The organism is Streptomyces sp. NPDC051051 (assembly GCF_040682975.1).
Classification (GTDB): Bacteria; Actinomycetota; Actinomycetes; order Streptomycetales; family Streptomycetaceae; genus Streptomyces.
This window is the reverse complement of record NZ_JBFBCB010000016.1, coordinates 100,384-122,563: the sequence shown is the minus strand read 5'-3', so window position 1 is coordinate 122,563 and position 22,180 is coordinate 100,384. Positions and strand designations below refer to the sequence as shown.

The window sequence follows — 22,180 nt, the reverse complement described above, 5'->3', positions numbered from 1 at the left end:
CCAAGGAGTCGATCCACCATGGCGAGCGATGCGCCGACCGGCCAGGTATCCGATCTCGACTGGCTGATGAGCGGCCTCGTGCAGCGCGTGCCGCACACGAGGAGTGCGGTCCTCCTCTCCTGCGACGGCCTCGTGAAGTCCGTCCACGGCCTCGACCACGACAGCGCCGACCACATGGCGGCCCTGGCCTCCGGGCTGTACTCGCTCGGCCGCAGCGCCGGGCTCCGCTTCGGCGACGGCGGGGAGGTGCGGCAGGTCGTCGTCGAACTCGACTCGACGCTGCTGTTCGTCACCACCGCGGGGTCGGGCACCTGTCTCGCGGTGCTGGCCGGACGCGAGGCCGACGCCGCCGTGCTCGGCTACGAGATGGCGATGCTCGTCAAGAGCGTGCGGCCCTACCTGGTGACCGCGCCCCGGCAGCACGCCGTCGAACCCTCGGTGATGGGGCCTTGAGGGCGGCGGCGGCCGGCGACGGGCCCTGGCTCGACGACGCGGCCGGACGGCTGGTGCGTCCGTTCACGGTCAGCAACGGCCGCACCAGACCCACCGTCGCCCTGGACCTCATGTCACAGGTGAGAACCACCGGGACGACCCCCTTCGACCATCTCGGCCCCGAGCACGCGCAGGCACTGGACCTGTGCCGTGCTCCCCTCCCGGTCGCCGAGGTCGCCGCCCACCTGAGGCTGCCGGCGGCCGTCACCAAGGTGCTGCTGGCGGACCTCGTCGACTGCGGGGCGCTGACCACCAAGCCCCCCGAGTTCCACCACCACCCCACCGACCGGGCCCTACTGGAGGCAGTGCTCGATGGACTACGACGACAGCTCTGACCACGACGACGGCTCCGACCCCTTCCCGACCGCGCTGAAGATCCTGGTCGCGGGCGGGTTCGGGGTCGGCAAGACCACGTTCGTCGGCGCGGTGAGCGAGATCGCCCCCCTGAGCACCGAGGAACTGCTCACCACCGCCGGCGCCGCGACCGACGACCTCGACGGCATCGAGAACAAGGTCGAGACGACCGTGGCCATGGACTTCGGCCGCATCAGCCTCGACCCGCAGCACGTCCTGTACCTGTTCGGCACCCCCGGACAGGAACGGTTCTGGTTCATGTGGGACGAGCTGTCCGAGGGCGCCCTCGGCGCCGTCGTCCTCGCCGACACCCGTCGCCTGGAGCAGTGCTTCGCGGCCGTCGACTTCTTCGAGGAGCGCGGCCTGGGCTTCATCGTGGCCGTCAACGAGTTCGACGGCGCCCACCGCTACGATCCCGAGGAGGTGCGCGCCGCGATAGACCTGGACCCGGCCGTCCCCATAGTGCGCTGCGACGCCCGCATCTCCGCCTCGGGCGTGCAGACCCTGCTCACCCTCGTCCGCCACCTCATCGCCCACGCGCCGGCGGTACCCCGGCCGAGCCGCGGCGCCCACAGGTGAACCCGCACCACCCCCTACCGGAGCCGCACATGCCGTACGTCCACAGCGACGGAGCCCGCCCATGAGCTACGACCCGCCCCGCCCGGCCGGTCGACTGCTGCTCACCCCCGAGGACGAGGAGGCTCCCGCCCGCACCCTGAGGCTGCGCGGCCTCGGCCTGGGGGAGCGGGCCGAGCCCGGTCTGGACGCCTTCGCGGACCGCCTCGCCGAGATGACCGACGCGCCGTACGCGATGGTCAACTTCATCGACGTGGAACGGCAGTTCTTCGCCGGCCTGCACACACCGCCCGGCGGCCGGGCCGCCCGCGGCGGCAAGCCGGAACTGGGCCGCCGGCTCGCCCGCGAGTACGGCTACTGCCCATACGTCGTCGCGCGGCGCAAGGCACTGGTCCTGGAGGACGTCCGCGACTATCCGCGGTTCGCGGGCAATCCGGTCGTCGAGGAGTACGGCATCCACTCCTACCTCGGCGCCCCGCTGATCGACACCACCGGCATGGTGCTCGGCACGGTGTCCGTGGCAGATCTGACGCCCCGGCCCTGGGGCAGGGCGGGGCTGGCGACCATCAAGGCGACCGCCGCGGACCTCGCCGGACGGCTGGAACACCGGCAGGCCGGCGGACCGCCCCGGTGAACCGGTCCGGACGGGGTCCGTCAGAAGCCCCGCCAGACGTTGTCGAAGGCGGCGTCCTCCACGGACCGCCGCTGCCGTACGGCGGTCAGCTCCGTCACCGCGTCGCCGACCGCGACCAGCACCGTCGCCACCTGGTCGGTCAGCGGGCCCGGGAAGCCGTCGCCCTCCTCCTCGCGGACACCGGTGGTGGTGGCCAGGCCCGCCAGGACGGGCTCGTCCGCGGCCCAGCGTTCGGCGGCGCGGCGCCGGGCCGGTGAGTCCGCGGCCCCGCTCCGGTCGGACCGCCCGGCGAGCCGGCGGCCGCGCGGGCGGGTCAGCACGCCGTCGGCCTCCATCCGGGCGGTGTAGGCCGCGGCCAGCCCGCGACCGCGGCGCCACAGCCACTCCTCGACCGACTCGTACGGCTCCCGCCGCACCATCGAGGCCGCGGCCTCCGCGAGGAGCCGGTCGCCCGGGGCCGGCGCCGTCCCGGGCGTCACCCGGTCGTCGGCGAGGACGAGCACGCCCGCCTCCACCAGGTCGATCAGCTCGGCCCCCGCGAGGGCGAGCGAGAGTTCACCCCGCTCCACGGGGCGCGCGGGCGGCACGTCCAGCGAGACGATCAGCAGGTCCTGCGCCGTGGTCATGGGCTGCTCCCCGTCGGTAGGTTCCCTCCAGAGTGGCACGGGGGACCGGGGCGTGAAGCGGAGCTGTGGCGCCGCTTAAGAAAGTCTCGATGGACCGCGCCGCCGCCGTACGGCAGATTGCTACCGGATTCCACCCCCTTCCCCCGCCACGGGCCTCCTTCGGCATGCCCGGCGCGGGGGTCTCACCGTCAGGAGCCGTAGCGTTGAAGGCGCTGGTCAAGGAGAAGGCGGAGCCGGGACTGTGGCTCGCGGACGTGCCGGAGCCCGCCGTCGGACCCGGTGACGTACTGATCAAGGTGCTGCGCACCGGTATCTGCGGCACCGATCTGCACATCCGGTCCTGGGACGGCTGGGCCCGGCAGACGATCCGCACCCCGCTCGTCCTCGGGCACGAGTTCGTCGGCGAGGTCGTCGAGACCGGGCGGGACGTCGGCGACATCAAGGCCGGCGACCGGGTGAGCGGCGAGGGGCACCTCGTCTGCGGCCGGTGCCGCAACTGCCTCGCCGGGCGCCGCCACCTGTGCCGGGCCACGGTCGGGCTCGGCGTCGGCCGCGACGGCGCGTTCGCCGAGTACGTGGCGCTGCCCGCCGCCAACGTCTGGGTGCACCGCGTCCCCGTCGACCTCGACGTGGCGGCGATCTTCGACCCGTTCGGCAACGCCGTCCACACCGCCCTGTCCTTCCCGCTGGTCGGCGAGGACGTGCTGATCACCGGGGCCGGCCCGATCGGCCTGATGGCCGCCGCCGTCGCCCGGCACGCCGGTGCCCGCAACGTCGTCGTCACCGACGTCAGCGAGGAGCGCCTGGAACTCGCCCGCAAGATCGGCGCGAGCCTCGCCCTGAACGTCTCGGGCGCGACCATCGCCGACGGACAGCGCGAGCTGGGCCTGCGCGAGGGCTTCGACATCGGCCTGGAGATGTCCGGCCGCCCCGAGGCGATGCGCGACATGCTCGCCAACATGACGCACGGCGGCCGGATCGCCATGCTCGGCCTGCCCGCCGAGGAGTTCCCGGTCGACTGGGCCCGGATCGTCACCTCGATGATCACCATCAAGGGCATCTACGGCCGTGAGATGTTCGAGACCTGGTACGCGATGTCCGTGCTGCTGGAGGGCGGCCTCGACCTCGCCCCGGTGATCACCGGCCGCTACGGCTACCGCGACTTCGAGGCGGCGTTCGCCGACGCGGCGAGCGGCAGGGGCGGCAAGGTCATCCTCGACTGGACCGCGTAAGTCATCCGCTGGACCGCGTAAGTCATCCGCCTTCTAGGAGCCTGGAGCTTCCCGATGTTCGACTCCGTGCGCGACGATCTGCGCGCCACCCTCGACGAGATCCGCACCGCCGGCCTGCACAAGCCCGAGCGGGTCATCGGCACCCCGCAGTCCGCCACCGTCGCCGTCACCGCGGGCGGCCGGCCCGGCGAGGTCCTCAACTTCTGCGCCAACAACTACCTCGGCCTCGCCGACCACCCCGAGGTGATCGCCGCCGCCCACGAGGCCCTGGACCGCTGGGGCTACGGCATGGCGTCCGTGCGGTTCATCTGCGGCACCCAGGAGGTCCACAAGGAGCTGGAGGCGCGGCTGTCGGCCTTCCTCGGCCAGGAGGACACGATCCTGTACTCCTCCTGCTTCGACGCCAACGGCGGTGTCTTCGAGACGCTGCTCGGCCCCGAGGACGCGGTGATCTCCGACGCCCTCAACCACGCCTCCATCATCGACGGCATCCGCCTGTCCAAGGCCCGCCGCCTCCGCTACGCCAACCGCGACATGGCCGACCTGGAGCGGCAGTTGAAGGAGGCCGCCGAAGGGGGCGCCCGCCGCCGGCTGATCGTCACCGACGGCGTCTTCTCCATGGACGGCTACGTCGCCCCCCTCGCCGAGATCTGCGACCTCGCCGACCGCTACGACGCGATGGTCATGGTCGACGACTCCCACGCCGTCGGCTTCGTCGGCCCCGGCGGCCGCGGCACCCCCGAGCTGCACGGCGTGATGGACCGCGTCGACATCATCACCGGCACCCTCGGCAAGGCCCTCGGCGGCGCCTCCGGCGGCTATGTCGCGGCCCGCGCCGAGATCGTCGCCCTGCTGCGCCAGCGCTCCCGCCCCTACCTGTTCTCCAACACCCTCGCCCCGGTCATCGCCGCCGCCTCCCTCAAGGTCCTCGACCTGCTGGAGTCCGCCGACGACCTGCGCGTCCGGCTCGCCGAGAACACCGCCCGCTTCCGCCGCCGCATGACCGACGAGGGCTTCGACGTCCTCCCGGGCGACCACGCCATCGCGCCCGTGATGATCGGCGACGCGGCGCGGGCGAGCCGGCTGGCCGAACTGCTGCTGGAGCGCGGGGTGTACGTGATCGGCTTCTCCTACCCGGTCGTCCCGCAGGGGCAGGCCCGCATCCGGGTCCAGCTCTCCGCCGCGCACTCCACGGCCGACGTCGACCGTGCCGTGGACGCCTTCGTGGCGGCGCGGGCGGAACTGGAGGCCTGACCCGGCCGGACACCTTGCGATAATCGCCCCATGATCGAGGCGCGGCGGCTCCACATCCTCCGTGCGGTGGCCGACCACCGCACGGTGACGGCGGCTGCCGCCGCGCTGTACCTCACCCCGTCCGCCGTCTCCCAGCAGCTCACCGCCCTGGAGCAGGAGACCGGCCACCGCCTGGTGGAACGCGGCGCCCGGGGCGTACGGCTCACTCCGGCCGGTGAGATCCTGCTCGCCCACACCCACGCGGTCCTCGCCCAGTTGGAGCGGGCGGAGGCGGAACTGGCCGCCTACCGCTCGGGCGCGGCCGGCACGGTCACCGTGGCCGCCTTCGCCACCGGCATCGCCCTGGTCGTCGCGCCCGCCGTGGCCCGGCTCGCCGGCACCGACCCGGGGATAAGGATCCGCGTCCAGGACGCCGAGGGCGACGCCAGCCTGCCGATGGTCCTCGACCGGCAGGTCGACGTCGCCGTGGCCGTCGAGTACCGGGGGGCGCCCGCCGCCGACGACCCGCGCCTCGCCCACGTCCCGCTCTACGCCGAGCCCTTCGACGCGGTCGTACCGGTCACCCACCGCCTCGCCGAGTGCGCCGAGGTGCCGCTGGCCGAGCTGGCCAAGGACCCCTGGATCGGCCCGTACCCGGGCAACCCGTGCCACGACGTGGTCGTGCTGGCCTGCGAACACGCCGGTTTCCAGCCCCGCCTGGAGCACTCCTCGGACGACTTCCGCGCGGTCGTGGCGCTGGCCTCCGCCGACGCGGGCGTGGCGCTCGTCCCGCGCTCGGCCCTGCGCGGCATGGACCTGACCGGCGTGGTCGTCCGCCCGGTCGACGGGGTGGCCCCGACCCGCCGCGTCTTCGCGGCCGTACGCCGCGGGGCCGAGGAGCATCCGCTGATCCGTCCGGTGCTGGAGGCACTGGAGGAGGTCACCCCGACCTGAGGTTCTCATATCTGGGATAACATCCCGAATATGAAACAGTCCGCCGGGGAAGAGGCCGACGCCCGGCTGGCCGCCCGGCTGGCCGGGCTGCGCGCCGAGCGCGGCTGGTCGCTGGGGGAGCTGGCCGAGCGCACCGGGGTGAGCCGCTCCACCCTGTCCCGTGCCGAGCGCGCCGAGATCAGCCCGACGGCCGCCCTGCTCAACCGCCTGTGCCACGTCTACGGCCGGACCATGTCCCGGCTGCTCGGCGAGGTGGAGGCCGAGGCCGGGCCGGTGCCGCTGGTGCGGGCCGGCGAACAGCCCGTCTGGGAGGACCGGGCCTCCGGGTTCGTCCGGCGCTCCGTGTCGCCGCCGCACCCCGCGCTGCGCGGCGAACTCGTCGAGGGCCGGCTCGCCGCGGGCGCCGACCTCGCCTACGACCGGCCGCCCGTGCCGGGCCTGGAACAGCACATCTGGGTCCTGGAGGGTGCCCTGGAGGTGACGGTGGGGGACACCGGGCACCACCTGGCCGCCGGCGACTGCCTGCGGCTGCGGGTGTGGGGGCCGACGCGGTTCCGGTGCGCGGGTGAGAAGGAGGCGCGGTACGTGCTGGCGGTGGTGCTGCCATGACGACGACCAGGCTCGACGCCTCCCGGCTCCTGGACCTGTCGGGCCGGTTGGCCGACCTGCTGGTCGACACGGTGCACGGCGGCGCCTCCGTGGGCTTCCTCGCCCCGCTCGACCGCGCGGAGGCCCTCGCCTGGTGGGAGGGACGCGCGGCGGGAGTCGCCGCCGGGCGGCTGGCGGTCTGGGCGGCCCTCGACGGCGGCCGGGTCACCGGCACCGTCACCCTGGCCCTCCCCGACAAGCCCAACAGCCGCCACCGCGCCGAACTCGTCAAGCTGATGGTCCACCGGGACGCCCGGGGGCAGGGCCTGGGCCGCAGGCTGCTGACCACCGCCGAGGAGGCCGCCGCCGCTGCCGGTGTCACCCTCCTCCACCTCGACACCGAGACCGACAGCCCCGCCGAACACCTCTACCGCACCGGGGGATGGACCAGGGCGGGGGTCATCCCCGACTACGCGGCCGACCCGTCCGGCGTCCTGCGGCCGACGACCCTGTACTACAAACACCTCACCCCGGCGTGACTGTCAGTGTCTGCCGCTAGCCTGCGCAGCATGCCGGACGCCGAAGACGTACGCCGTGTCGCCCTGTCCCTGCCGGACACGGCCGAGAAGACCGCCTGGAACATGCCCACGTTCCGGGTCGCGGGAAAGATGTTCGCCACCCTGCCCGAGGACGAGACCTCCCTCGCCGTGCGCTGCCCCAAGGAGGAGCGCGACGAGCTGGCCCTCGCCGAGCCGGGGAAGTTCTGGATCGCCGACCACGAGGCCCAGTTCGCCTGGGTCCGGGTCCGGCTGGCCGCCCTGGAGGACGAGGCCGAGCTGCGGGACATCCTCGCCGACTCCTGGCGCCAGGCCGCCCCGGCGCACCTGCTGGAGGCGCACCCGGGACTGGGGGTGCCGGTGGAGGGCTGAGCGGCGCCCGGTGAGCGCGGCTCCGACAAACGCGTGCGCGATCACCGACCCGAGTGCGGTATTGTTTCCCTGCACGTCCGGCCGGGCGAAACCCCAGGTCAGACGGGCAACGGGACGTGGCGCAGCTTGGTAGCGCACTTGACTGGGGGTCAAGGGGTCGCAGGTTCAAATCCTGTCGTCCCGACTTTTCGAAGTCGCGGGTCAGAGGTCGTTTCAGAGGAGATCTGAAACGACCTCTTGATCATTTTTTGGGGACCGGTTGGGGACCAGCGCACTTGACGGGGCTGAAGCGCACCTCGACCCGGTCGACGTGCGCCCTGCGACCCCGTGTACGTGCCTGCTTTCCGCTTTCCAGGGACTGGCATCCGCACGGCCGCATCTGCCCTGCCGGTAGCTCGCCCATCACGTCAGCCGCAACCAGCTGGTAGTGCCTGGCCCGGCACACCGCCCGCCGACACGACCGGTCAGGTCACTGCGGTTGTTCTCGGTCCCCGGCCGACGCTGCTTCCCCGTCCGGCGCGTCCCTGCACGGCGCCGCCTGTACGTCCGTGTACGCGAGGAGGTCTATCACGCGGATGCGCGAGCCCTTGGGGGAGTGGAAGCAGTCGACCGTTGCCGAGAGAAGCCTCGTCCCCGTGGCTTCCAAGTCGCTGTTGCCTCCGCCGGCTCCCAGGAGGGGCGGGACGGCGGAGCGGAGTGCCGGGCCGTCGGCGGACGCGCGGTCAGCCATCACCCGTGCTGCGCGCGCGGCAAGGGCGCCCGGCGGGACCGTTTCGATCGAGCAGACCATATTCCATGCACGCGATCGGAAGGGTCGTCCGGCGCCTCTCGTCGGCACGTTCCTGCGGGCGGACCGGGGGTGGAGGGTGTACGTGACGCTCGTTCGTTTCCACGGGGCCAGTGGGGACCACACGCTCCACTGCCGTCGGGCCGATTCCCGGAACAGGTCACGGGCGCGCTGGAAGGGCGGCTGTGGGGATCGATTTCGGCTCGGACCTGTCGGTCTCCCTGTGCTCCATGCGCTCGGCGAGGCCGGGCAGGGGCAACGAGAGCTTTGACGTCGGCTGTCGCCATGCCCGCAGGTTCGCCGGGTCGGTCCCACTGGCGGACCGGTTTGGGCGATTAGGTGCGGTATGTGCTTGATCTTGGCTTATGTGGTCTTTAGTGTTCGCCGGGAGGGAAACGCTGCGAGGTTCGAGTCCTGTGCCACCGTCCGGAAGCGAGGTGTGGAGCCCGTGCACGCGAGGTGCGGCTGCCGGCCCGTTTCGGGCCAGAAGGGACGTACCGGAGGGACGCGATGGCTGCGGGCGTTCGCCGTACTGCCGTTGCTGGCGTCGGTGCTGGCCGCTTGTGGCAGTGACGAGGGATCCGGCAGGCCCACCCTCAACTGGTACAACTTCCCCGACGACTCCGGTGCGCTCCAGAAGGCGGCCGACCGGTGCAGCCAGGCGTCGGGCGGCCGCTACAGGATCAGCTACAACAAGCTCCCGCGTGCCGCGGACGGCCAGCGCCAGCAGCTCGTGCGCAGACTCGCCGCCGAGGACGACTCGCTCGACATCCTGGGCCTGGACGTCACCTGGGCGGCGGAGTTCGCCGAGGCGCGCTGGATCCGGGAATGGACGGGGACGGCGAAGCGGCGGGCTGTCGAGGGCACCCTGCGTGTACCGCTGCAGACCTCGACCTGGAAGGGCAAGCTGTACGCCGTCCCGTACAACACCAACACCCAACTGCTGTGGTATCGCAAGGACCTGGTGCCCACCCCACCCAGGACCTGGGGCGAGATGCTGGACATGGCCGGCGCCCTCGCGGGGCAGGGCAAACCGCACTTCGTGGAGATCCAGGGCGCCCAGTACGAGGGCCTGACCGTCTGGTTCAACACGCTGATCAACAGTGCGGGCGGCTCCATCCTCAACGCGAGCGCGACCGAGCCCTCCCTCGGTCCCCCTGCCGTGCGGGCCGCCGGGATCATGCGTGATCTGGCGAAGTCCCCGGCCGCGGACCCCTCCCTGTCCAACCAGATGGAGGACCAGAACCGCCTCGCCATGGAGTCGGGGGTGGCGGCGTTCGAGCTCAACTACCCGTTCGTCTATCCGTCGATGAAGGCGAACAACCCCGAGCTGTTCAAGAACTTCCGCTGGGCGCCGTACCCTCGGGTCGACGCGAACCGCCCGGCACGGCCCACCATCGGCGGCATCGACCTGGCGGTGAGCGCCTACTCGCGCCACCCCGACCTGGCCTTCGAGGCGGCGCTGTGCCTGCGCAACCGGGAGAACCAGCTCACCGCCGCGCTCGAGGGCGGTCTGCCGCCCACCCTGCGCGCCCTGTACGACGAGCCCGCGTTCATGAAGGAGTACCCCTTCTCCAAGGACGTGCTGGCCGCCCTGGAGTCGGCGAGCGTGCGCCCGCTCACCCCTGCCTACCAGAACGTGTCGATCGCGGTCTCCCACACGCTGTCTCCGCCGTCCGGGATCAAACCGGAGAGTTCCGTCGACACCATCGGGGAGCAGATCGACGATGCCTTGCGATCCGAGGGTGTGATCCCGTGAACCACCTCCTCCCGCACCACTTGGTCAGCCGGCGCCGCAGTGCGCGGGCCTCGTCCTCGGACGGCCCGAGATGAGCACGCGGGCGCAACCGGCCGGGACCCCGCCGCCCCCCGAGGCGGAGACGGAGCAGGCGGGGCCGGACCGGGCGGCACTCTCGGCGGGCGCCAGGCAGGAGCGGCGGCTCGGCTGGCTGCTCTGCGCGCCCGCGGTCGTCGTCATGATCGCCGTGACCGCCTACCCCATCGGGTACGCCGTCTATCTGTCCCTCCAGCGGTACGACCTGCGTTTTCCCGGGCGGGCGGAGTTCGTGGGCCTGAGCAACTACGGGGCGGTGCTGTCCTCCCCGTTCTGGTGGGACGCCTTCTGGGTCACGCTGTTCATCACCGCCGTGTCCGTGACGGTCGAACTGGTCCTCGGAATGGGGCTCGCCCTGGTCATGCACCGCACGATCTTCTGGCGCGGCGTCGTCCGCACGTCGGTTCTCGTTCCGTACGGGATCGTCACCGTCGTCGCAGCCTTCTCCTGGCAGTACGCCTGGACCCCGGAGCTCGGATACCTCGCCGCGCTGTTGCCCAGTGGGGAGGCCCCGCTGACCGAGCAGTGGCCCGCCCTCTGGCTGATCATCCTCGCCGAGGTGTGGAAGACGACGCCGTTCATGGCCCTGCTGCTGCTCGCGGGCCTCGCGCTGGTCCCCGAGGAGACCTTGAAGGCGGCCATGGTGGACGGGGCCACCGCCTGGCAGCGCTTCACCAAGGTCATGTTGCCGCTGATGAAACCGGCCATCCTGGTGGCACTGCTCTTCCGCACACTGGACGCGTTCCGGATCTTCGACAACATCTACGTCCTGACCGCGGGCGCCCACGGGACCGGGTCTCTGTCCATCCTCGGGTACGACAACCTCTTCACCGCGCTGAACCTGGGCATCGGGTCGGCGATCTCGGTCCTGATCTTCATCTGCGTCGGGATCATCGCCTTCACCTTCGTCAAACTGTTCGGCACGGCCGCACCCGGCGCGGAGGTGAAGCGCTGATGGCCGCGGCGGGAAAGACGCATGCCGCCCGATGGGGTGTCATGAACGTTGTCGTGGTGCTGTACGCCCTGTTCCCTGTGTGGTGGATCGCCGCCCTGTCGTTCAAGGCCCCCACCACCCTGACGGACGGCAACTACATCCCCACGGAATGGACCTGGGAGAACTACCGGGGCATCTTCGAGACCGCCGAGTTCACCCGCGCGCTGATCAACTCGATCGGTATCGCCCTGATCGCCACCGTGATCGCGGTGACGCTGGGCACCATGGCCGCCTATGCGGTGGCCAGGCTGCGCTTCCCCGGCAAGCGGGTGCTCATCGGCATGTCACTGCTGATCGCCATGTTCCCCCCGATCTCCCTGGTGTCACCCCTGTTCAACATCGAGCGGATCATCGGGATCTTCGACACCTGGGTCGGGCTGATCATCCCGTACATGACCTTCTCCCTGCCGCTCGCGATCTACACCCTGTCGGCTTTCTTCCGGGAGATCCCCTGGGATCTGGAGAAGGCCGCCAAGGTCGACGGGGCGACGCCCGCGCAGGCCTTCCGGATGGTGATCGTGCCGCTGGCCGCGCCGGGCGTGTTCACCACGGCCATTCTCGTGTTCATCTTCTGCTGGAACGACTTCCTGTTCGCGATCTCGCTGACGTCCACCGAGTCCGCGCGCACGGTGCCGGCCGCGATCGCGTTCTTCACCGGGAGCTCCCAGTTCCAGCAGCCCACAGGGTCGATCGCCGCCGCCGCTGTGGTCATCACCGTCCCGATCATCGTTTTCGTCCTGTTCTTCCAGCGGCGGATCGTCGCCGGACTGACCTCCGGGGCGGTCAAGGGGTGAGCGGACCGACCGCGGCGGACAGGCCACCGGTCCGAGACACCGACCGCGGTGCGCGGACCCGGAAGGCATGAAGGCAAGGAGGCACCACCATGGCCGAGATCATTCTCGAGGGAGTCACCAAGCGCTTTCCCGACGGGTCCCTCGCGGTGAAGGGCGTGGACCTCGATATCGCCGACGGCGAGTTCGTGATCCTGGTCGGTCCGTCGGGATGCGGCAAGTCCACCACCCTGAACATGATCGCCGGACTTGAGGACATCACCGAGGGCACCCTCCGCATCGGAGACCGAGTCGTCAACGACCTGGCTCCCAAGGAACGCGACGTCGCCATGGTGTTCCAGAGCTACGCCCTGTACCCGCACATGAACGTCCGGGAGAACATGGGCTTCCCGCTGCGCCTGGCCAAGGTGGACAAGGACACCATCGACGCCAAGGTGACGGAAGCCGCCCGGATCCTCGACCTCACCGAGCACCTGGACCGCAAGCCCGCCAACCTCTCGGGCGGTCAGCGCCAGCGGGTGGCCATGGGGCGGGCGATCGTCCGTGATCCCAAGGCGTTCTTGATGGACGAGCCGCTGTCCAACCTGGACGCCAAACTCCGGGTACAGATGCGCACGCAGATCTCCCGGCTGCAGCGGAGCCTCGGCACGACCACCGTGTACGTCACCCACGACCAGACCGAGGCCATGACGCTCGGCGATCGCGTCGTGGTCATGCGGCAGGGCCTGGTCCAGCAGATCGGCACGCCTGCCGAACTGTACGACTTGCCGCGCAACATCTTCGTCGCGGGCTTCATCGGCTCCCCGGCGATGAACTTCCTGAACGCCACGCTGGAGCACGGTGCCCTGCGCTCGCCGCTCGGCGACCTGACCCTCGACGACCGTACGCGGCAGGCGCTGGAACGCCAGAACGCGCCCCGCGAGGTCATCGTCGGGCTGCGGCCGGAGGCATTCGAGGACGTGGCCCTGTCCCACGACTCGGACCGGACGGGTCCGGTCTGCACCGTCACCGTGGAGGTACTGGAGTCGCTGGGCTCCGACGCGTACGTCTACTTCACCGCGGAGGGCGGGCCCGCCACGAGCACCGAACTGGAGGAGCTCGCCAAGGACTCGGGCCTGCGCGACACCGGCACCGACACCCAGCAGATCGTGGCCCGCCTGGACGCCGCCACGCGTGCCCGCGAGGGCGAACCGGTGGAGCTGCAGGTCGACATGGCCAAGGCCCACGTGTTCGACCCGGCGACCGGAGCGAACCTCACGCATCCGGTGAGGGCGGACTGACGACCCGCCGCACAGGACGCGATCCGCGTCCGTGTACCCGGCGACCCGAGAGGCGGCTGGTCCTCGCCGACCGGGCAGGCGTCCCGGAAGGCGGCCTTCGCCGTGTCCGCGGCCGGGGGCGGTCCCGGTCGCCCTCCGGGGGCGCACGGGAGCACCGGTGGCGTTCGGCGCGTTATTCCTTGGACTCCGTCGGAGCCGTCGCGGGACACTGCGAGGGCCGGCCCGGCCGGTTGGCGGACGACCGCACGGGGTGGGGATGGGATCGTCTGAAGCGCGCAAGGTCAGGCCCGGGAAGGGCTCCGTACTGCTGGCACTGCGTTACTACGGACGGGAGCTGGGCCGCCTTCGGTGGCTGACCGCTCCCGCCCTGCTGCTGCCGGCGCTCGGCAACATCGGCATCAACTACATCGCCCCGCTGGTCGTCGCGAAGCTCGTCGGGCGGCTGGCCGGGGAGCCCGGCATCGGCGTCGGCCCGGCGCTGCCGTACGTGCTCGGCTTCGCCGGGGTGCTGCTGCTCGCGGAGACGCTGTGGCGGGTCGGGCTGCACTGCCTGAACCGCCTGGACGCGTTCGGCATCGAGCATCTCTACGTGATCGGCATGGACGAGCTGTTCGCCAAGGACGCCGCGTTCTTCCACGACAACTTCGCCGGGTCGCTGACCAAGCGTGTGCTGAGTTTCGCCTCCCGCTACGAGGAGTTCGTCGACACGCTCACGTTCCAGATCGTGGGCCGTTTCGTGCCCCTGCTGTTCGGCTCGGTGGTGCTGTGGCACTACGAGCCGCTGCTCGTCGTCGGACTGCTGACGATGATCGCCGTCACGGCGTGGTGCGTGGTGCCGCTGATCCGCCGCCGGCAAGCGCTCGTCGCCGAACGCGAGGAGGCCATCGCCCGGGTCTCCGGCCACGTCGCCGACAGCCTCATGAACATGGACACGGTCCGCGCGTTCGCGGCGGAGGAGCGCGAGGCCGCCGAACACCGCTCCCGGGTCGCGGCGTCCCGGCGGCTCACCCTGCGCTCGTGGGACTACGGCAACCTGCGCATCGACACCCTGGTGGCGCCGATGTCCGTGCTGACCAACGCGCTGGGCCTGCTGCTCGCGGTCGCGCTCGGCGGGGGCGGCCACGGCGTGGAGGCGGTCGTGGTGGCCTTCACGTACTACTCCAACGCGACGCGGATCATGTTCGAGTTCAACCAGGTCTACCGCCGCCTGGAGAGTTCGATGACGGAGGCCGCGCAGTTCACCGAACTGCTGCTGTCGCCGCCGACCGTGCTCGACCCGCAGGTGCCGGAGCCGCTGCGGCCCGCCGCCGACGTCCGCTTCGAGCGGGTGACCTTCGCCCACGGCGGCGCGCGGCCGCTCTTCGAAGGGCTCGACCTGGTCGTGCCCGGCGGGACGAAGCTCGGCCTCGTCGGCCGGTCCGGCGGCGGCAAGACCACACTGACACGGCTCCTGCTGCGGATGACGGACATCGACGGCGGACGCATCCTCGTCGGCGGCCAGGACATCACCCGGCTGCGCCAGGCCGACCTGCGCAGCCTGATCGCCTACGTGCCGCAGGACCCGGCGATGTTCCACCGCTCGCTGCGGGACAACATCGCCTTCGCCCGGCCGGACGCCACCGAGGCCGAGGTCCGCCGCGCCGCCGGGGCGGCCCACGTCACGGAGTTCGCCGACGCGCTGCCCGAGGGCTTCGACACCCTGGTCGGCGAGCGGGGCGTCAAACTGTCCGGCGGTCAGCGCCAGCGGGTCGCGCTCGCCCGGGCGATCCTGCGCGACGCCCCGATCCTGCTGCTCGACGAGGCGACCAGCGCCCTCGACTCCGAGAGCGAGATCCTCGTCCAGGAGGCGCTGTGGCGGCTCATGGAGGGGCGGACGGCGCTGGTCGTCGCGCACCGGCTGAGCACCGTCGCCGGGATGGACCGGCTGGTCGTCCTGGACCGCGGCCGGATCGTCGAGCAGGGCACCCACCAGGAACTGCTGGCCGCGGACGGCACCTACGCCAAGCTGTGGCAGCACCAGTCGGGCGGCTTCCTCGACGACGACCCGGCCCGGGCGGCCGATCTGCGCTGACCGCGCCGCCGGCGGGCCGAGGACCGCCGCCCGCCCCGTCACCCGCGGGCGCGGGCCGGGCGGGGTGGGCTGATGAACTGGAGCTCCAGGATGGCCGGGGGCCCGGCGACACCCGGGCCGCCCGCCGCCGCCCAGGCCAGGATCTCCTCGGTGCAGTCGTCGTCCGTCGCGAAACCGACCCAGGTGGCCCGGCCGCCCGCCCGGCGGCCCGCTCCGGACGGCTGGACGACGATCACGTTCGCCTGGTCGCAGGGTCCCAGACAGTCCGTCGTACGGACCTCGAAGGCGCCCGCCGACGCGGCGGCCGCCGCCCGCAGGCGCTCCAGCTGCCAGGCGTGGTCGTAGCCGGGGTGCTTGCGGGCGTCGCCGCAGCAGCAGCCCCGGCAGACCACCAGGGTGCAGGGCCGGCGTGCGGCGGCGCCGACCAGCGCCACGCGCCGGGCGGGCAGGGCGGAACGCGGCCCCACGCCGGTCAGGACGCCGACTGGCCGACGTGGGCCAGCGCCTGCCGCAGCAGGAAGCCGTGCCCGCCCGGCATCTCGCTCTGCACCGCGGGCGAGACCGCCTCCTGCGGGTCGAACCACACCAGGTCCAGGGCGTCCTGCCGGGGCCGGCAGTCACCGGTCACCGGCACGATGTACGCCAGCGACACCGCGTGCTGACGCGGGTCGTGGTACGGAGTGATGCCCTGCGTGGGGAAGTACTCCGCGACCGTGAAGGGCTGGAGGGAGGCCGGGACGCGGGGCAGCGCCATGGGGCCGAGGTCCTTCTCCAGATGCCGCAGCAGGGCGTCGCGGACCCGTTCGTGGTGCAGGACCCGACCCGAGACCAGGGTCCGGCTGACGTTGCCGTCCGGTCCTATCCGCAGCAGCAGGCCGATCTTGGTGACTTCGCCGCTGTCGTCGACGCGCACGGGCACGGCCTCGACGTACAGGATCGGCATGCGGGAGCGGGCGAGTTCGAGTTCGTCCTGGCTCAGCCAGCCGGGCGTGGTATCGGTCAAGTCTGACATTGCTTGATCATACTTTCAGTCCGTCGGGAAGCCGGTAGACCCGGCGGGCGTTGTCCGCCCCGGCCCACCGCGCCAGGCGCAGCGCGTCGGGCAGGCCCAGTTCGTCGGCGTCCACCCGGTCCTGGAGCAGGTCCCCCAGTCCCCGGCGGAACGCCAGCGCGCCGAGCCCGTAGAACTCGGCCACGCCGTAGGCGTCCGAGCTGTACAGCAGCTTGCGGAACGGTGTGATCTCCAGTGCCTCCTCCAGGACCGTCCGCGCCCGCACCGGGCCGACGTGGGGCAGGGTGAGCCCCACGTCCAGGTACACCTGCTCGAACACCGCGGCCAGATAGGCGGCTTGCCGCTGGTAGGGCCAGCAGTGCAGGAGCAGCACCGGGATCGTGCCCGCGATGAGGTGCAGCCAGTCCGTCAGTCGGGCCGGATCCGCCCGGTGCAGGCGGACGTCGTTGTCGCCGAAGCCGGTGTGCAGCTGGAGCGGCAGCCCCAGATCGACGGCGGTCCACAGCAGGTGCCGCACGAGCACGGGCTCCGCCAGGCGTCCGCCGCGCGCCAGCCAGCGCCGGGCCGCGCGGGTCACCTCCGCGTCCGCGGGCCGGACCGGGTCGAGGTCGAAGCCGGTGCGGTACGCGGCCACCGACTTCACCGCCACCACGCCGGGCGCGCGCACCGCGTCCAGCGCGGCCGCCCGGAACGCGTCGCCGTACCCGTCCGCGTCGACGCCCCGCGCGGACACGGCCTCGGCGACCGTCTCCAGCCGGACGACCTCGTGGGCCACCCCGCCCGCCGCGTCGGCGAGTTCGGCCGGGGTGGTGAGGCGGTCCGGCGCCAGACCGGTGTCCACGCAGAACACGCCGGTGCGGGCGGCCGTCAGGAACCGCCGGTTCACCTCCCGCGGTCCCAGTTCGGCCCGCCGCGCCAGATAGGCGTCGGCCGGGGCGTGCCGCTCCAGGTCCAGCAGGGGCGCGCAGTGGCGGCGCACGGCCACGCCCGCCGGGGTGTCGAAGGGGGAGCTGCCCGGCCAGCGGTCGCCCTCGGTGAGCAGCGCCTCGAACCCCGGCCGGTCCAGGGGGGCGGTGACCACGCCGTGGCAGTGGTGGTCGACCAGCTCCAGCTCGGCGAGCGCCTCGTGGACCGGTCCGCCGCCCATGTCAGTACACCCAGCGGTAGGCCGCCGCCACCCGCTCGTCGTCCAGCCCGGCCACGCCCTCGATCTCCCCCTGCCGTACGGCGGTCACCGCGTCGGCGAGGACCGGGCCCAGCGCGGCCCGTAGCACCTCGTCCGCGCGGAACTCCGCCACCGCCTCGCCCAACGAGGTCGGCAGCCGGCGCACGCCCCGGGCCGAGGCCTCCTCCGGGGCCAGCCGGGCCGGGTCACCGGTGGTCTCCTCGGGGAGGACCGCGGCCGAGACGATTCCGTCCAGGCCCGCGGCGATGAGACAGCCGAGGGCGAGATAGGGGTTCGCGGCCAGGTCGACCGGCTTCACCTCCAGGTTCGCCAGCTCGGCACGCCGGCCCGCGGTGCCCCGCACCAGCCGGATCGCGGCCTCGCGGGTCTCCAGGCCCCAGGCGGTGAACACGCCCGCCCACTGGGAGGGCCGCAGCCGCAGCCGGCTGGCGGGGCTGGGCGCGGTCACCGCCGTGAGCGCCGGGAGATGGGCGAGGACACCGGCCGCGAAGGCCTCCGCGTCGGCCGTCATGCCGTACCGGCGGCTCCCGCCGCTGTGCAGGTTGGTGCCGTCGCGCCAGGCGGAGAGGTGGACGTGGCCGCCGTTGCCGACGCCCCGCGCCAGCACCGCGGGGGAGAAGGAGACCCGCAGGCCGTGCCGGCGGGCCACCGCGCGGATCGTCTGGCGCACCAGCACGCTGCGGTCGGCCGCCGCCACCGGGTCCAGGGCGGCCACCGAGATCTCGAACTGGCCCGGCGCGTACTCGGGATGGACCTGGTCGACGTCCACGCCCTGGGCCGCGCACGCCGCCAGCAGCTCGGCGGCGCAGTCGCTCAGCTCGATCTGCCGGATCGCGCCGTACGCCGGCCCGGAGGTGGCGGGGACGAACTCGCCGGCCGGTGCGGAGTCCAGGCCCACGGACCACTCGATCTCGATGCCGGCCCTGAAGGCGAGACCGTGCGCGCGGGCCGCCCCGGCGACGGTGCGGCGCAGGAAGGTGCGGGAGCAGCCCGGGTGCGGCTCGCCGTCCTGGGTGACGCGGTCGACCGGCGCCCACGCCCAGCCGGGCTGCGCGGCCAGCACCACCAGCCGGTCCAGGTCCGGGTAGAGGCGCAGGTCGCCGTCGGGGGAGCCGAGGACGTCGGTGGTGACGCTGCGGTCGTCGGCGAGGAAGGTGTCGAACACCGGGGACATCCCCACGCCCCAGGCGGCCGCGGAGGCCAGCCGGGCCGTCGGGACCGTCTTCACCCGGCCGACGCCCGCGGTGTCGACGTAGGCCAGGACGATCCCGTGCACGCCCCGGCCCGCCAGTTCGCCGCTGAGGGCCCCGGCCCGTTCGACGTCGCCGGGGCGGCCGCCGGGGAGGGGATCGTCGAGGGTGGTCATGTGGGCCTCCAGGGTCGCGTCGGCGCGCGGGCCGTGCCGGTCAGGGTTTCACGGCCACCGCGCCGTACTGCGGCACCACGGTGGCCCCGCCGTCCTCCGCGCGCCAGCGGGAGCAGGACACCAGGCCCGGCTCCAGCAGGTCCAGGCCCGTGAAGAACGCGGCGATCTCCTCGCCGGTGCGGGCGGTGATCGGCGGGGTGGCGTTCTCGTTCCAGAACCTCATCGCCGGGATCTGGCCCTCGCCGCCCAGCGCGCTGTCGTGGGTGGGGTGCGTGAGGACCAGATGGCTGCCCGGCGGGAGCTCCGCCATGATCCGGCGCACGATGTCGCGCGCCGCCCCGCCGTCCGGCACGAAGTTGAGGATGCCGAGCATCATCACCGCCACCGGCCGGCCGAGGTCCAGGGTGCCGGCGGCGCGTTCGAGGATCGCGGCCGGGTCGCGGACGTCGGCCTCGAGGTAGGCGGTGGCGCCCTCGGGGGCGCCGGTCAGCAGCGTGCGGGCGTGCGCCAGGACGACCGGGTCGTTGTCGACGTACACGACGCGCGCGTCGGGCGCGATGCGCTGGGCGATCTCGTGGGTGTTGTCCCCGGTCGGCAGGCCGGTGCCGAGGTCGAGGAACTGGCGCGCGCCGCGCTCCCGGGCCAGGTGGGTCACCGCCCGGCGCAGGAACCGGCGGTCCGCGCGGGCGATCTCGCGGATGAGCGGGAACATCCCGGCGATCCGGTCGCCGACCCGCCGGTCGACCTCGTAGGCGTCCCCGCCGCCGATCCAGTGGTTCCACACGCGCGCGTTGTGCGCCACCGTGGTGTCCACCCGTGCCGTCCCGTCCGCCGGCCTGCGGTCCTCGCCCACGTCCCCGCTCCTTCGCGCGCCCTGCCCGTCGTCCGCCATTGTGCCGTCGGGCGATCACCGGTGTCCCGGGATCGGCCGCACCCGCGACCCCGGGCCCGGGGCCGGCCGGGGGTCCCCCGGTAGGGTGACAATCCGGTCACCCCCGTACAGGAAGCAGGACATGCCCTACTCGCACGCCCCCCAGCTGACCGCGCCCGAGCCGTCGGCCGGCAGCGCCGGCATCCGTCTCGTCGTCACCGACATGGACGGGACGCTGCTCGACGACGACAAGCGGACGCCCGACGGGCTCTGGGAGGTCCTCGCGCTGCTGCGGGAGCGGGGCGTGCTGTTCAGCCCCGCCAGCGGCCGGCAGTACGCGACGCTGGCGCGGGAGTTCGCCGAGGTCGCCGACGGGATGGTCTTCATAGCGGAGAACGGCAGCTACGTCGTCCGCGACGGCGAGGAGATCAGCTCCGATCCGCTGGACCCCGCCGTGGTCGCCCGCGTCGTCGACGCCGTACGGCGGCTCGTGGCGGGCGGCGCGGACGTCGGGGCCGTCGTCTGCGGGAAGCGGTCCGCGTACGTCGAGCGTGCCGACGAGGCCTTCCTCGCGGAGGTGGGCCGCTACTACCTGCGCCACCGGGTCGTCGAGGACGTCGCCGCCGTCGAGGACGACGTCATCAAGGTCGCCCTGTTCGACTTCGGGTCGGCGGCGGAGACCACCGCACCCGCCCTGGCCGCCTTCGCGGACACGCACCAGGTCGTCGTCTCCGGCGAGCACTGGGTCGACGTCATGAACCGCACCGCCAACAAGGGCGCCGCCCTGCGCCGGCTCCAGCGCGAGCTGGGCGTCACGCCCGCGCAGACCGTGGTGTTCGGCGACTACCTCAACGACCTGGAGATGCTGGACGCCGCCGACTGGTCCTTCGCCATGGCCAACGCCCACCCGGAGGTCGTCCGGCGGGCCCGCCACCTGGCTCCCTCCAACAACGACAACGGGGTGCTGCGCACCCTGGTCCGCCTTCTCGACCTGCCGGTGACCGGGCTCTGACCCGGGCGCCCGGCTCCGTCCGGCCCAGGGCTCCACCGACTCAGGGCTTCACCGGCTCAGGGCTTCACCGGCTCAGGGCTTCACCGGCTCACGGCTTCAGCGGATCGTGGCCGATCGTCATGAGCCGGTGGCGCAGGCCGGTGTCCTCGGCCGCGGGCTCGTCCGCCGTGTCCGTCTCGTCGTCGACCGTGTCCACCACCTTCCGCATCACGCGGAGGTCGTCCTCGGTGAGGTCGGTGCGCCGCTTCTGGAGGATCGCCAGCACGTGCCGGCCGGTCGGGGTGCCCGCATCCTCGGGCAGGGCCTCGGTGTCCTCGTCGGCGTCCCGCACCCGGAGCCAGGCGGCCAGCTCCTGCGAGGTCATGTTCACCACGCGGTGGAAGTCCTCCCACAGCGCGTCGAGTTCGAGAACGTCGGTCATGGCATGCCCTTCCGTCGTGCCACTGCGTCGTGCGCCCGGGCCGTGTGCGCGCGTCGTGCGTCCGCGTCGTGCCCTGCCGCGTGGTCCGTGCCGGCGGTCAGTCCTCGCGCGGCCAGTTCTCCGCCTCGAACATCCACCGCTGCTTCTCCAGCTCGGCGGTGATGCCGATCAGCAGGTCCTGGGTGACCGGATCGGCCTTCTCGGTGGTCCCGATCCGCTCCCGCAGCCGGTCGATGGCCACGCCCAGCGTCTCCGCGATCACCCGCACCACGTCCTCGTCGCGCAGCCAGCCGTCCTTCGGGGACGGCAGCGTGAACGCCGACGCGATCGTCTCCGGGCGGCCGTCCGGCGGCAGGCCGAGCGCCGCGGCCCGCTCGGCGACCGTGTCGGCGAAGGCGCGGGCGGTCGTGACCACCTCGTCGAGCTGGAGGTGGATCGAACGGAACCGCGGGCCGACGATGTTCCAGTGCGCCTGCTTGCCGATCAGGGAGATCCCCAGCAGATCGACGAGCGTGCCCTGCAGCGCGTCGAAGGTGACCTGGCGGGCCGGTTCCGGCAGAGGGCTCTTGACGACAGTCATACGGCGGTCCTCCTTCTCACGTCGTCTCGTGCGGTACGGAGCAGGTCGGCGCGTTCCGCCTCGTCGGTGCCGCCCCACACGCCGGACATCTGTCCGCCGGCGAGGGCGTACTCCAGGCAGTCGGCGGTCACCGGGCACCGCCGGCAGACCCGCTTGGCGTCCGCGGTCTCCCGCAACGCCGGTCCGGACGTGCCCACGGGGAAGAAGAGTTCCGGGTCCTCGCCGATGCAGGCGGCACTGCGCAACCACTCCATGGGGGCGCGGGTGCCCAGGGCGATTCGGTGCAAACGCGGCTCCCGGCGGGAGCGGCCGCGGCTTCGGGGCGGGTGCGCGCGGAACTCCGGGGCGGCCGGCGCC

General features: G+C 72.5%; 25 protein-coding genes and 1 tRNA gene. 17 read left to right on the top strand and 9 right to left on the bottom strand.

Annotation, left to right across the window (positions count from 1 at the left end; all coding sequences use genetic code 11):
- Positions 1 to 18: 18 nt before the first annotated feature.
- The 4 genes from AB0N31_RS15030 to AB0N31_RS15015 all read left to right on the top strand — a co-directional run bounded on the left by AB0N31_RS15030 (position 19) and on the right by AB0N31_RS15015 (position 2,056).
- Positions 19 to 453, top strand: coding sequence for a roadblock/LC7 domain-containing protein (locus tag AB0N31_RS15030; protein WP_366058792.1), 435 nt, complete (start codon positions 19 to 21; stop codon positions 451 to 453).
- Entirely contained in the window at positions 450 to 827 is a 378-nt protein-coding gene (locus AB0N31_RS15025; RefSeq protein ID WP_366058791.1) for a DUF742 domain-containing protein, read from the top strand. The genes AB0N31_RS15030 and AB0N31_RS15025 overlap by 4 nt, the downstream gene beginning before the upstream one ends.
- A complete protein-coding gene (locus tag AB0N31_RS15020) occupies positions 805 to 1,425 on the top strand; it encodes an ATP/GTP-binding protein (RefSeq protein ID WP_366058790.1) in 621 nt (206 codons plus the stop codon). The genes AB0N31_RS15025 and AB0N31_RS15020 overlap by 23 nt, the downstream gene beginning before the upstream one ends.
- 61 nt (positions 1,426 to 1,486) lie before the next feature.
- A complete protein-coding gene (locus tag AB0N31_RS15015; RefSeq protein ID WP_366058789.1) occupies positions 1,487 to 2,056 on the top strand; it encodes a GAF domain-containing protein in 570 nt (189 codons plus the stop codon).
- Between the two features lie 20 nt (positions 2,057 to 2,076).
- On the opposite strand, the gene AB0N31_RS15010 is transcribed toward AB0N31_RS15015, so the two are convergent.
- Positions 2,077 to 2,682, bottom strand: a complete 606-nt coding sequence (locus AB0N31_RS15010; protein ID WP_366058788.1) for a GPP34 family phosphoprotein — start codon at positions 2,680 to 2,682, stop codon at positions 2,077 to 2,079.
- Positions 2,683 to 2,885: 203 nt separating this feature from the next.
- Between AB0N31_RS15010 and tdh the strand changes: the two genes are divergently transcribed.
- The 12 genes from tdh to AB0N31_RS14950 all read left to right on the top strand — a co-directional run bounded on the left by tdh (position 2,886) and on the right by AB0N31_RS14950 (position 15,375).
- On the top strand, positions 2,886 to 3,914 hold the full coding sequence (gene tdh / locus AB0N31_RS15005; protein ID WP_366058809.1) for an L-threonine 3-dehydrogenase: 1,029 nt from the start codon (positions 2,886 to 2,888) through the stop codon (positions 3,912 to 3,914).
- A 54-nt stretch (positions 3,915 to 3,968) separates the two neighbouring features.
- Entirely contained in the window at positions 3,969 to 5,168 is a 1,200-nt protein-coding gene (locus tag AB0N31_RS15000; RefSeq protein WP_366058787.1) for a glycine C-acetyltransferase, read from the top strand.
- Between the two features lie 30 nt (positions 5,169 to 5,198).
- Positions 5,199 to 6,101 carry a LysR family transcriptional regulator gene (locus AB0N31_RS14995; protein WP_366058786.1) on the top strand — a complete coding sequence of 301 codons (903 nt, stop codon included), beginning with the start codon at positions 5,199 to 5,201 and terminating at the stop codon, positions 6,099 to 6,101.
- A gap of 30 nt (positions 6,102 to 6,131) precedes the next feature.
- Positions 6,132 to 6,710: an XRE family transcriptional regulator gene (locus AB0N31_RS14990; protein WP_366058785.1), complete on the top strand. Its 579-nt coding sequence runs from the start codon at positions 6,132 to 6,134 to the stop codon at positions 6,708 to 6,710.
- Positions 6,707 to 7,228, top strand: a complete 522-nt coding sequence (locus tag AB0N31_RS14985; protein WP_366058784.1) for a GNAT family N-acetyltransferase — start codon at positions 6,707 to 6,709, stop codon at positions 7,226 to 7,228. The genes AB0N31_RS14990 and AB0N31_RS14985 overlap by 4 nt, the downstream gene beginning before the upstream one ends.
- A 30-nt stretch (positions 7,229 to 7,258) precedes the next feature.
- The gene (locus tag AB0N31_RS14980) at positions 7,259 to 7,618 is read left to right on the top strand and encodes an MmcQ/YjbR family DNA-binding protein (protein WP_366058783.1); all 360 of its coding nucleotides are present in this window, start codon (positions 7,259 to 7,261) and stop codon (positions 7,616 to 7,618) included.
- 110 nt (positions 7,619 to 7,728) lie between these two features.
- Positions 7,729 to 7,802: transfer RNA gene (locus AB0N31_RS14975), tRNA-Pro, on the top strand.
- Between the two features lie 1,051 nt (positions 7,803 to 8,853).
- On the top strand, positions 8,854 to 10,164 hold the full coding sequence (locus AB0N31_RS14970) for an ABC transporter substrate-binding protein (RefSeq protein ID WP_366058782.1): 1,311 nt from the start codon (positions 8,854 to 8,856) through the stop codon (positions 10,162 to 10,164).
- A 70-nt stretch (positions 10,165 to 10,234) separates the two neighbouring features.
- Positions 10,235 to 11,194, top strand: coding sequence for a sugar ABC transporter permease (locus AB0N31_RS14965; RefSeq protein ID WP_366058781.1), 960 nt, complete (start codon positions 10,235 to 10,237; stop codon positions 11,192 to 11,194).
- Positions 11,194 to 12,027 (top strand): carbohydrate ABC transporter permease, encoded by an 834-nt coding sequence (locus AB0N31_RS14960; protein WP_366058780.1) that lies wholly within the window; start codon positions 11,194 to 11,196, stop codon positions 12,025 to 12,027. Before AB0N31_RS14965 ends, AB0N31_RS14960 begins: the two co-directional genes overlap by 1 nt.
- 89 nt (positions 12,028 to 12,116) lie before the next feature.
- Positions 12,117 to 13,304 (top strand): sn-glycerol-3-phosphate ABC transporter ATP-binding protein UgpC, encoded by a 1,188-nt coding sequence (gene ugpC, locus AB0N31_RS14955; protein ID WP_366058779.1) that lies wholly within the window; start codon positions 12,117 to 12,119, stop codon positions 13,302 to 13,304.
- A 256-nt stretch (positions 13,305 to 13,560) separates the two neighbouring features.
- Complete coding sequence (locus tag AB0N31_RS14950; protein ID WP_366058778.1) at positions 13,561 to 15,375, top strand: ABC transporter ATP-binding protein; 1,815 nt, start codon at positions 13,561 to 13,563, stop codon at positions 15,373 to 15,375.
- A gap of 38 nt (positions 15,376 to 15,413) precedes the next feature.
- Here AB0N31_RS14950 and AB0N31_RS14945 read toward each other — a convergent pair whose 3' ends face one another.
- The 5 genes from AB0N31_RS14945 to AB0N31_RS14925 are packed head-to-tail and all read right to left on the bottom strand — an operon-like array spanning position 15,414 to position 19,831.
- Positions 15,414 to 15,842 (bottom strand): (2Fe-2S) ferredoxin domain-containing protein, encoded by a 429-nt coding sequence (locus AB0N31_RS14945; protein ID WP_366058777.1) that lies wholly within the window; start codon positions 15,840 to 15,842, stop codon positions 15,414 to 15,416.
- 5 nt (positions 15,843 to 15,847) lie between these two features.
- On the bottom strand, positions 15,848 to 16,387 hold the full coding sequence (locus AB0N31_RS14940; RefSeq protein ID WP_363090647.1) for an NUDIX hydrolase family protein: 540 nt from the start codon (positions 16,385 to 16,387) through the stop codon (positions 15,848 to 15,850).
- A gap of 7 nt (positions 16,388 to 16,394) precedes the next feature.
- Entirely contained in the window at positions 16,395 to 17,534 is a 1,140-nt protein-coding gene (locus AB0N31_RS14935) for an amidohydrolase family protein (protein ID WP_366058776.1), read from the bottom strand.
- Between the two features lies 1 nt (position 17,535).
- On the bottom strand, positions 17,536 to 18,939 hold the full coding sequence (locus AB0N31_RS14930; protein ID WP_366058775.1) for a glutamine synthetase family protein: 1,404 nt from the start codon (positions 18,937 to 18,939) through the stop codon (positions 17,536 to 17,538).
- A 40-nt stretch (positions 18,940 to 18,979) separates the two neighbouring features.
- Positions 18,980 to 19,831 carry an SAM-dependent methyltransferase gene (locus AB0N31_RS14925; RefSeq protein WP_366058774.1) on the bottom strand — a complete coding sequence of 284 codons (852 nt, stop codon included), beginning with the start codon at positions 19,829 to 19,831 and terminating at the stop codon, positions 18,980 to 18,982.
- A gap of 121 nt (positions 19,832 to 19,952) precedes the next feature.
- Here AB0N31_RS14925 and AB0N31_RS14920 point away from each other — a divergent pair, with 121 nt between their 5' ends.
- Complete coding sequence (locus AB0N31_RS14920) at positions 19,953 to 20,822, top strand: Cof-type HAD-IIB family hydrolase (RefSeq protein ID WP_366058773.1); 870 nt, start codon at positions 19,953 to 19,955, stop codon at positions 20,820 to 20,822.
- Positions 20,823 to 20,910: 88 nt separating this feature from the next.
- Here the strand turns inward: AB0N31_RS14920 and AB0N31_RS14915 are convergent, their stop codons facing one another.
- The 3 genes from AB0N31_RS14915 to AB0N31_RS14905 form a co-directional block, all read right to left on the bottom strand.
- Positions 20,911 to 21,243 (bottom strand): DUF3140 domain-containing protein, encoded by a 333-nt coding sequence (locus tag AB0N31_RS14915; RefSeq protein ID WP_366058772.1) that lies wholly within the window; start codon positions 21,241 to 21,243, stop codon positions 20,911 to 20,913.
- A gap of 97 nt (positions 21,244 to 21,340) precedes the next feature.
- Complete coding sequence (locus tag AB0N31_RS14910) at positions 21,341 to 21,823, bottom strand: DNA starvation/stationary phase protection protein (protein WP_366058771.1); 483 nt, start codon at positions 21,821 to 21,823, stop codon at positions 21,341 to 21,343.
- Positions 21,820 to 22,077, bottom strand: coding sequence for a WhiB family transcriptional regulator (locus AB0N31_RS14905; protein ID WP_366058808.1), 258 nt, complete (start codon positions 22,075 to 22,077; stop codon positions 21,820 to 21,822). The genes AB0N31_RS14910 and AB0N31_RS14905 overlap by 4 nt, the downstream gene beginning before the upstream one ends.
- Between the last annotated feature and the right edge of the window lie 103 nt (positions 22,078 to 22,180).

What these genes read in the sequence shown, in the direction of transcription:
- AB0N31_RS15020 (WP_366058790.1), top strand. Translation starts at nt 805, where the DNA reads ATGGACTACGACGACAGCTCTGACCACGACGACGGCTCCGACCCCTTC.
- AB0N31_RS14980 (WP_366058783.1), top strand. Translation starts at nt 7,259, where the DNA reads ATGCCGGACGCCGAAGACGTACGCCGTGTCGCCCTGTCCCTGCCGGAC.
- AB0N31_RS15010 (WP_366058788.1), bottom strand. Translation starts at nt 2,682, where the DNA reads ATGACCACGGCGCAGGACCTGCTGATCGTCTCGCTGGACGTGCCGCCC.
- AB0N31_RS15015 (WP_366058789.1), top strand. Translation starts at nt 1,487, where the DNA reads ATGAGCTACGACCCGCCCCGCCCGGCCGGTCGACTGCTGCTCACCCCC.
- ugpC (WP_366058779.1), top strand. Translation starts at nt 12,117, where the DNA reads ATGGCCGAGATCATTCTCGAGGGAGTCACCAAGCGCTTTCCCGACGGG.
- AB0N31_RS14950 (WP_366058778.1), top strand. Translation starts at nt 13,561, where the DNA reads ATGGGATCGTCTGAAGCGCGCAAGGTCAGGCCCGGGAAGGGCTCCGTA.
- AB0N31_RS14995 (WP_366058786.1), top strand. Translation starts at nt 5,199, where the DNA reads ATGATCGAGGCGCGGCGGCTCCACATCCTCCGTGCGGTGGCCGACCAC.
- AB0N31_RS14915 (WP_366058772.1), bottom strand. Translation starts at nt 21,243, where the DNA reads ATGACCGACGTTCTCGAACTCGACGCGCTGTGGGAGGACTTCCACCGC.
- AB0N31_RS15000 (WP_366058787.1), top strand. Translation starts at nt 3,969, where the DNA reads ATGTTCGACTCCGTGCGCGACGATCTGCGCGCCACCCTCGACGAGATC.
- AB0N31_RS14920 (WP_366058773.1), top strand. Translation starts at nt 19,953, where the DNA reads ATGCCCTACTCGCACGCCCCCCAGCTGACCGCGCCCGAGCCGTCGGCC.
- AB0N31_RS14990 (WP_366058785.1), top strand. Translation starts at nt 6,132, where the DNA reads ATGAAACAGTCCGCCGGGGAAGAGGCCGACGCCCGGCTGGCCGCCCGG.
- AB0N31_RS14935 (WP_366058776.1), bottom strand. Translation starts at nt 17,534, where the DNA reads ATGGGCGGCGGACCGGTCCACGAGGCGCTCGCCGAGCTGGAGCTGGTC.
- AB0N31_RS14960 (WP_366058780.1), top strand. Translation starts at nt 11,194, where the DNA reads ATGGCCGCGGCGGGAAAGACGCATGCCGCCCGATGGGGTGTCATGAAC.
- AB0N31_RS14940 (WP_363090647.1), bottom strand. Translation starts at nt 16,387, where the DNA reads ATGTCAGACTTGACCGATACCACGCCCGGCTGGCTGAGCCAGGACGAA.
- AB0N31_RS14985 (WP_366058784.1), top strand. Translation starts at nt 6,707, where the DNA reads ATGACGACGACCAGGCTCGACGCCTCCCGGCTCCTGGACCTGTCGGGC.
- AB0N31_RS15030 (WP_366058792.1), top strand. Translation starts at nt 19, where the DNA reads ATGGCGAGCGATGCGCCGACCGGCCAGGTATCCGATCTCGACTGGCTG.
- AB0N31_RS14905 (WP_366058808.1), bottom strand. Translation starts at nt 22,077, where the DNA reads ATGGAGTGGTTGCGCAGTGCCGCCTGCATCGGCGAGGACCCGGAACTC.
- AB0N31_RS14910 (WP_366058771.1), bottom strand. Translation starts at nt 21,823, where the DNA reads ATGACTGTCGTCAAGAGCCCTCTGCCGGAACCGGCCCGCCAGGTCACC.
- AB0N31_RS14925 (WP_366058774.1), bottom strand. Translation starts at nt 19,831, where the DNA reads ATGGCGGACGACGGGCAGGGCGCGCGAAGGAGCGGGGACGTGGGCGAG.
- AB0N31_RS14965 (WP_366058781.1), top strand. Translation starts at nt 10,235, where the DNA reads ATGAGCACGCGGGCGCAACCGGCCGGGACCCCGCCGCCCCCCGAGGCG.
- AB0N31_RS14930 (WP_366058775.1), bottom strand. Translation starts at nt 18,939, where the DNA reads ATGACCACCCTCGACGATCCCCTCCCCGGCGGCCGCCCCGGCGACGTC.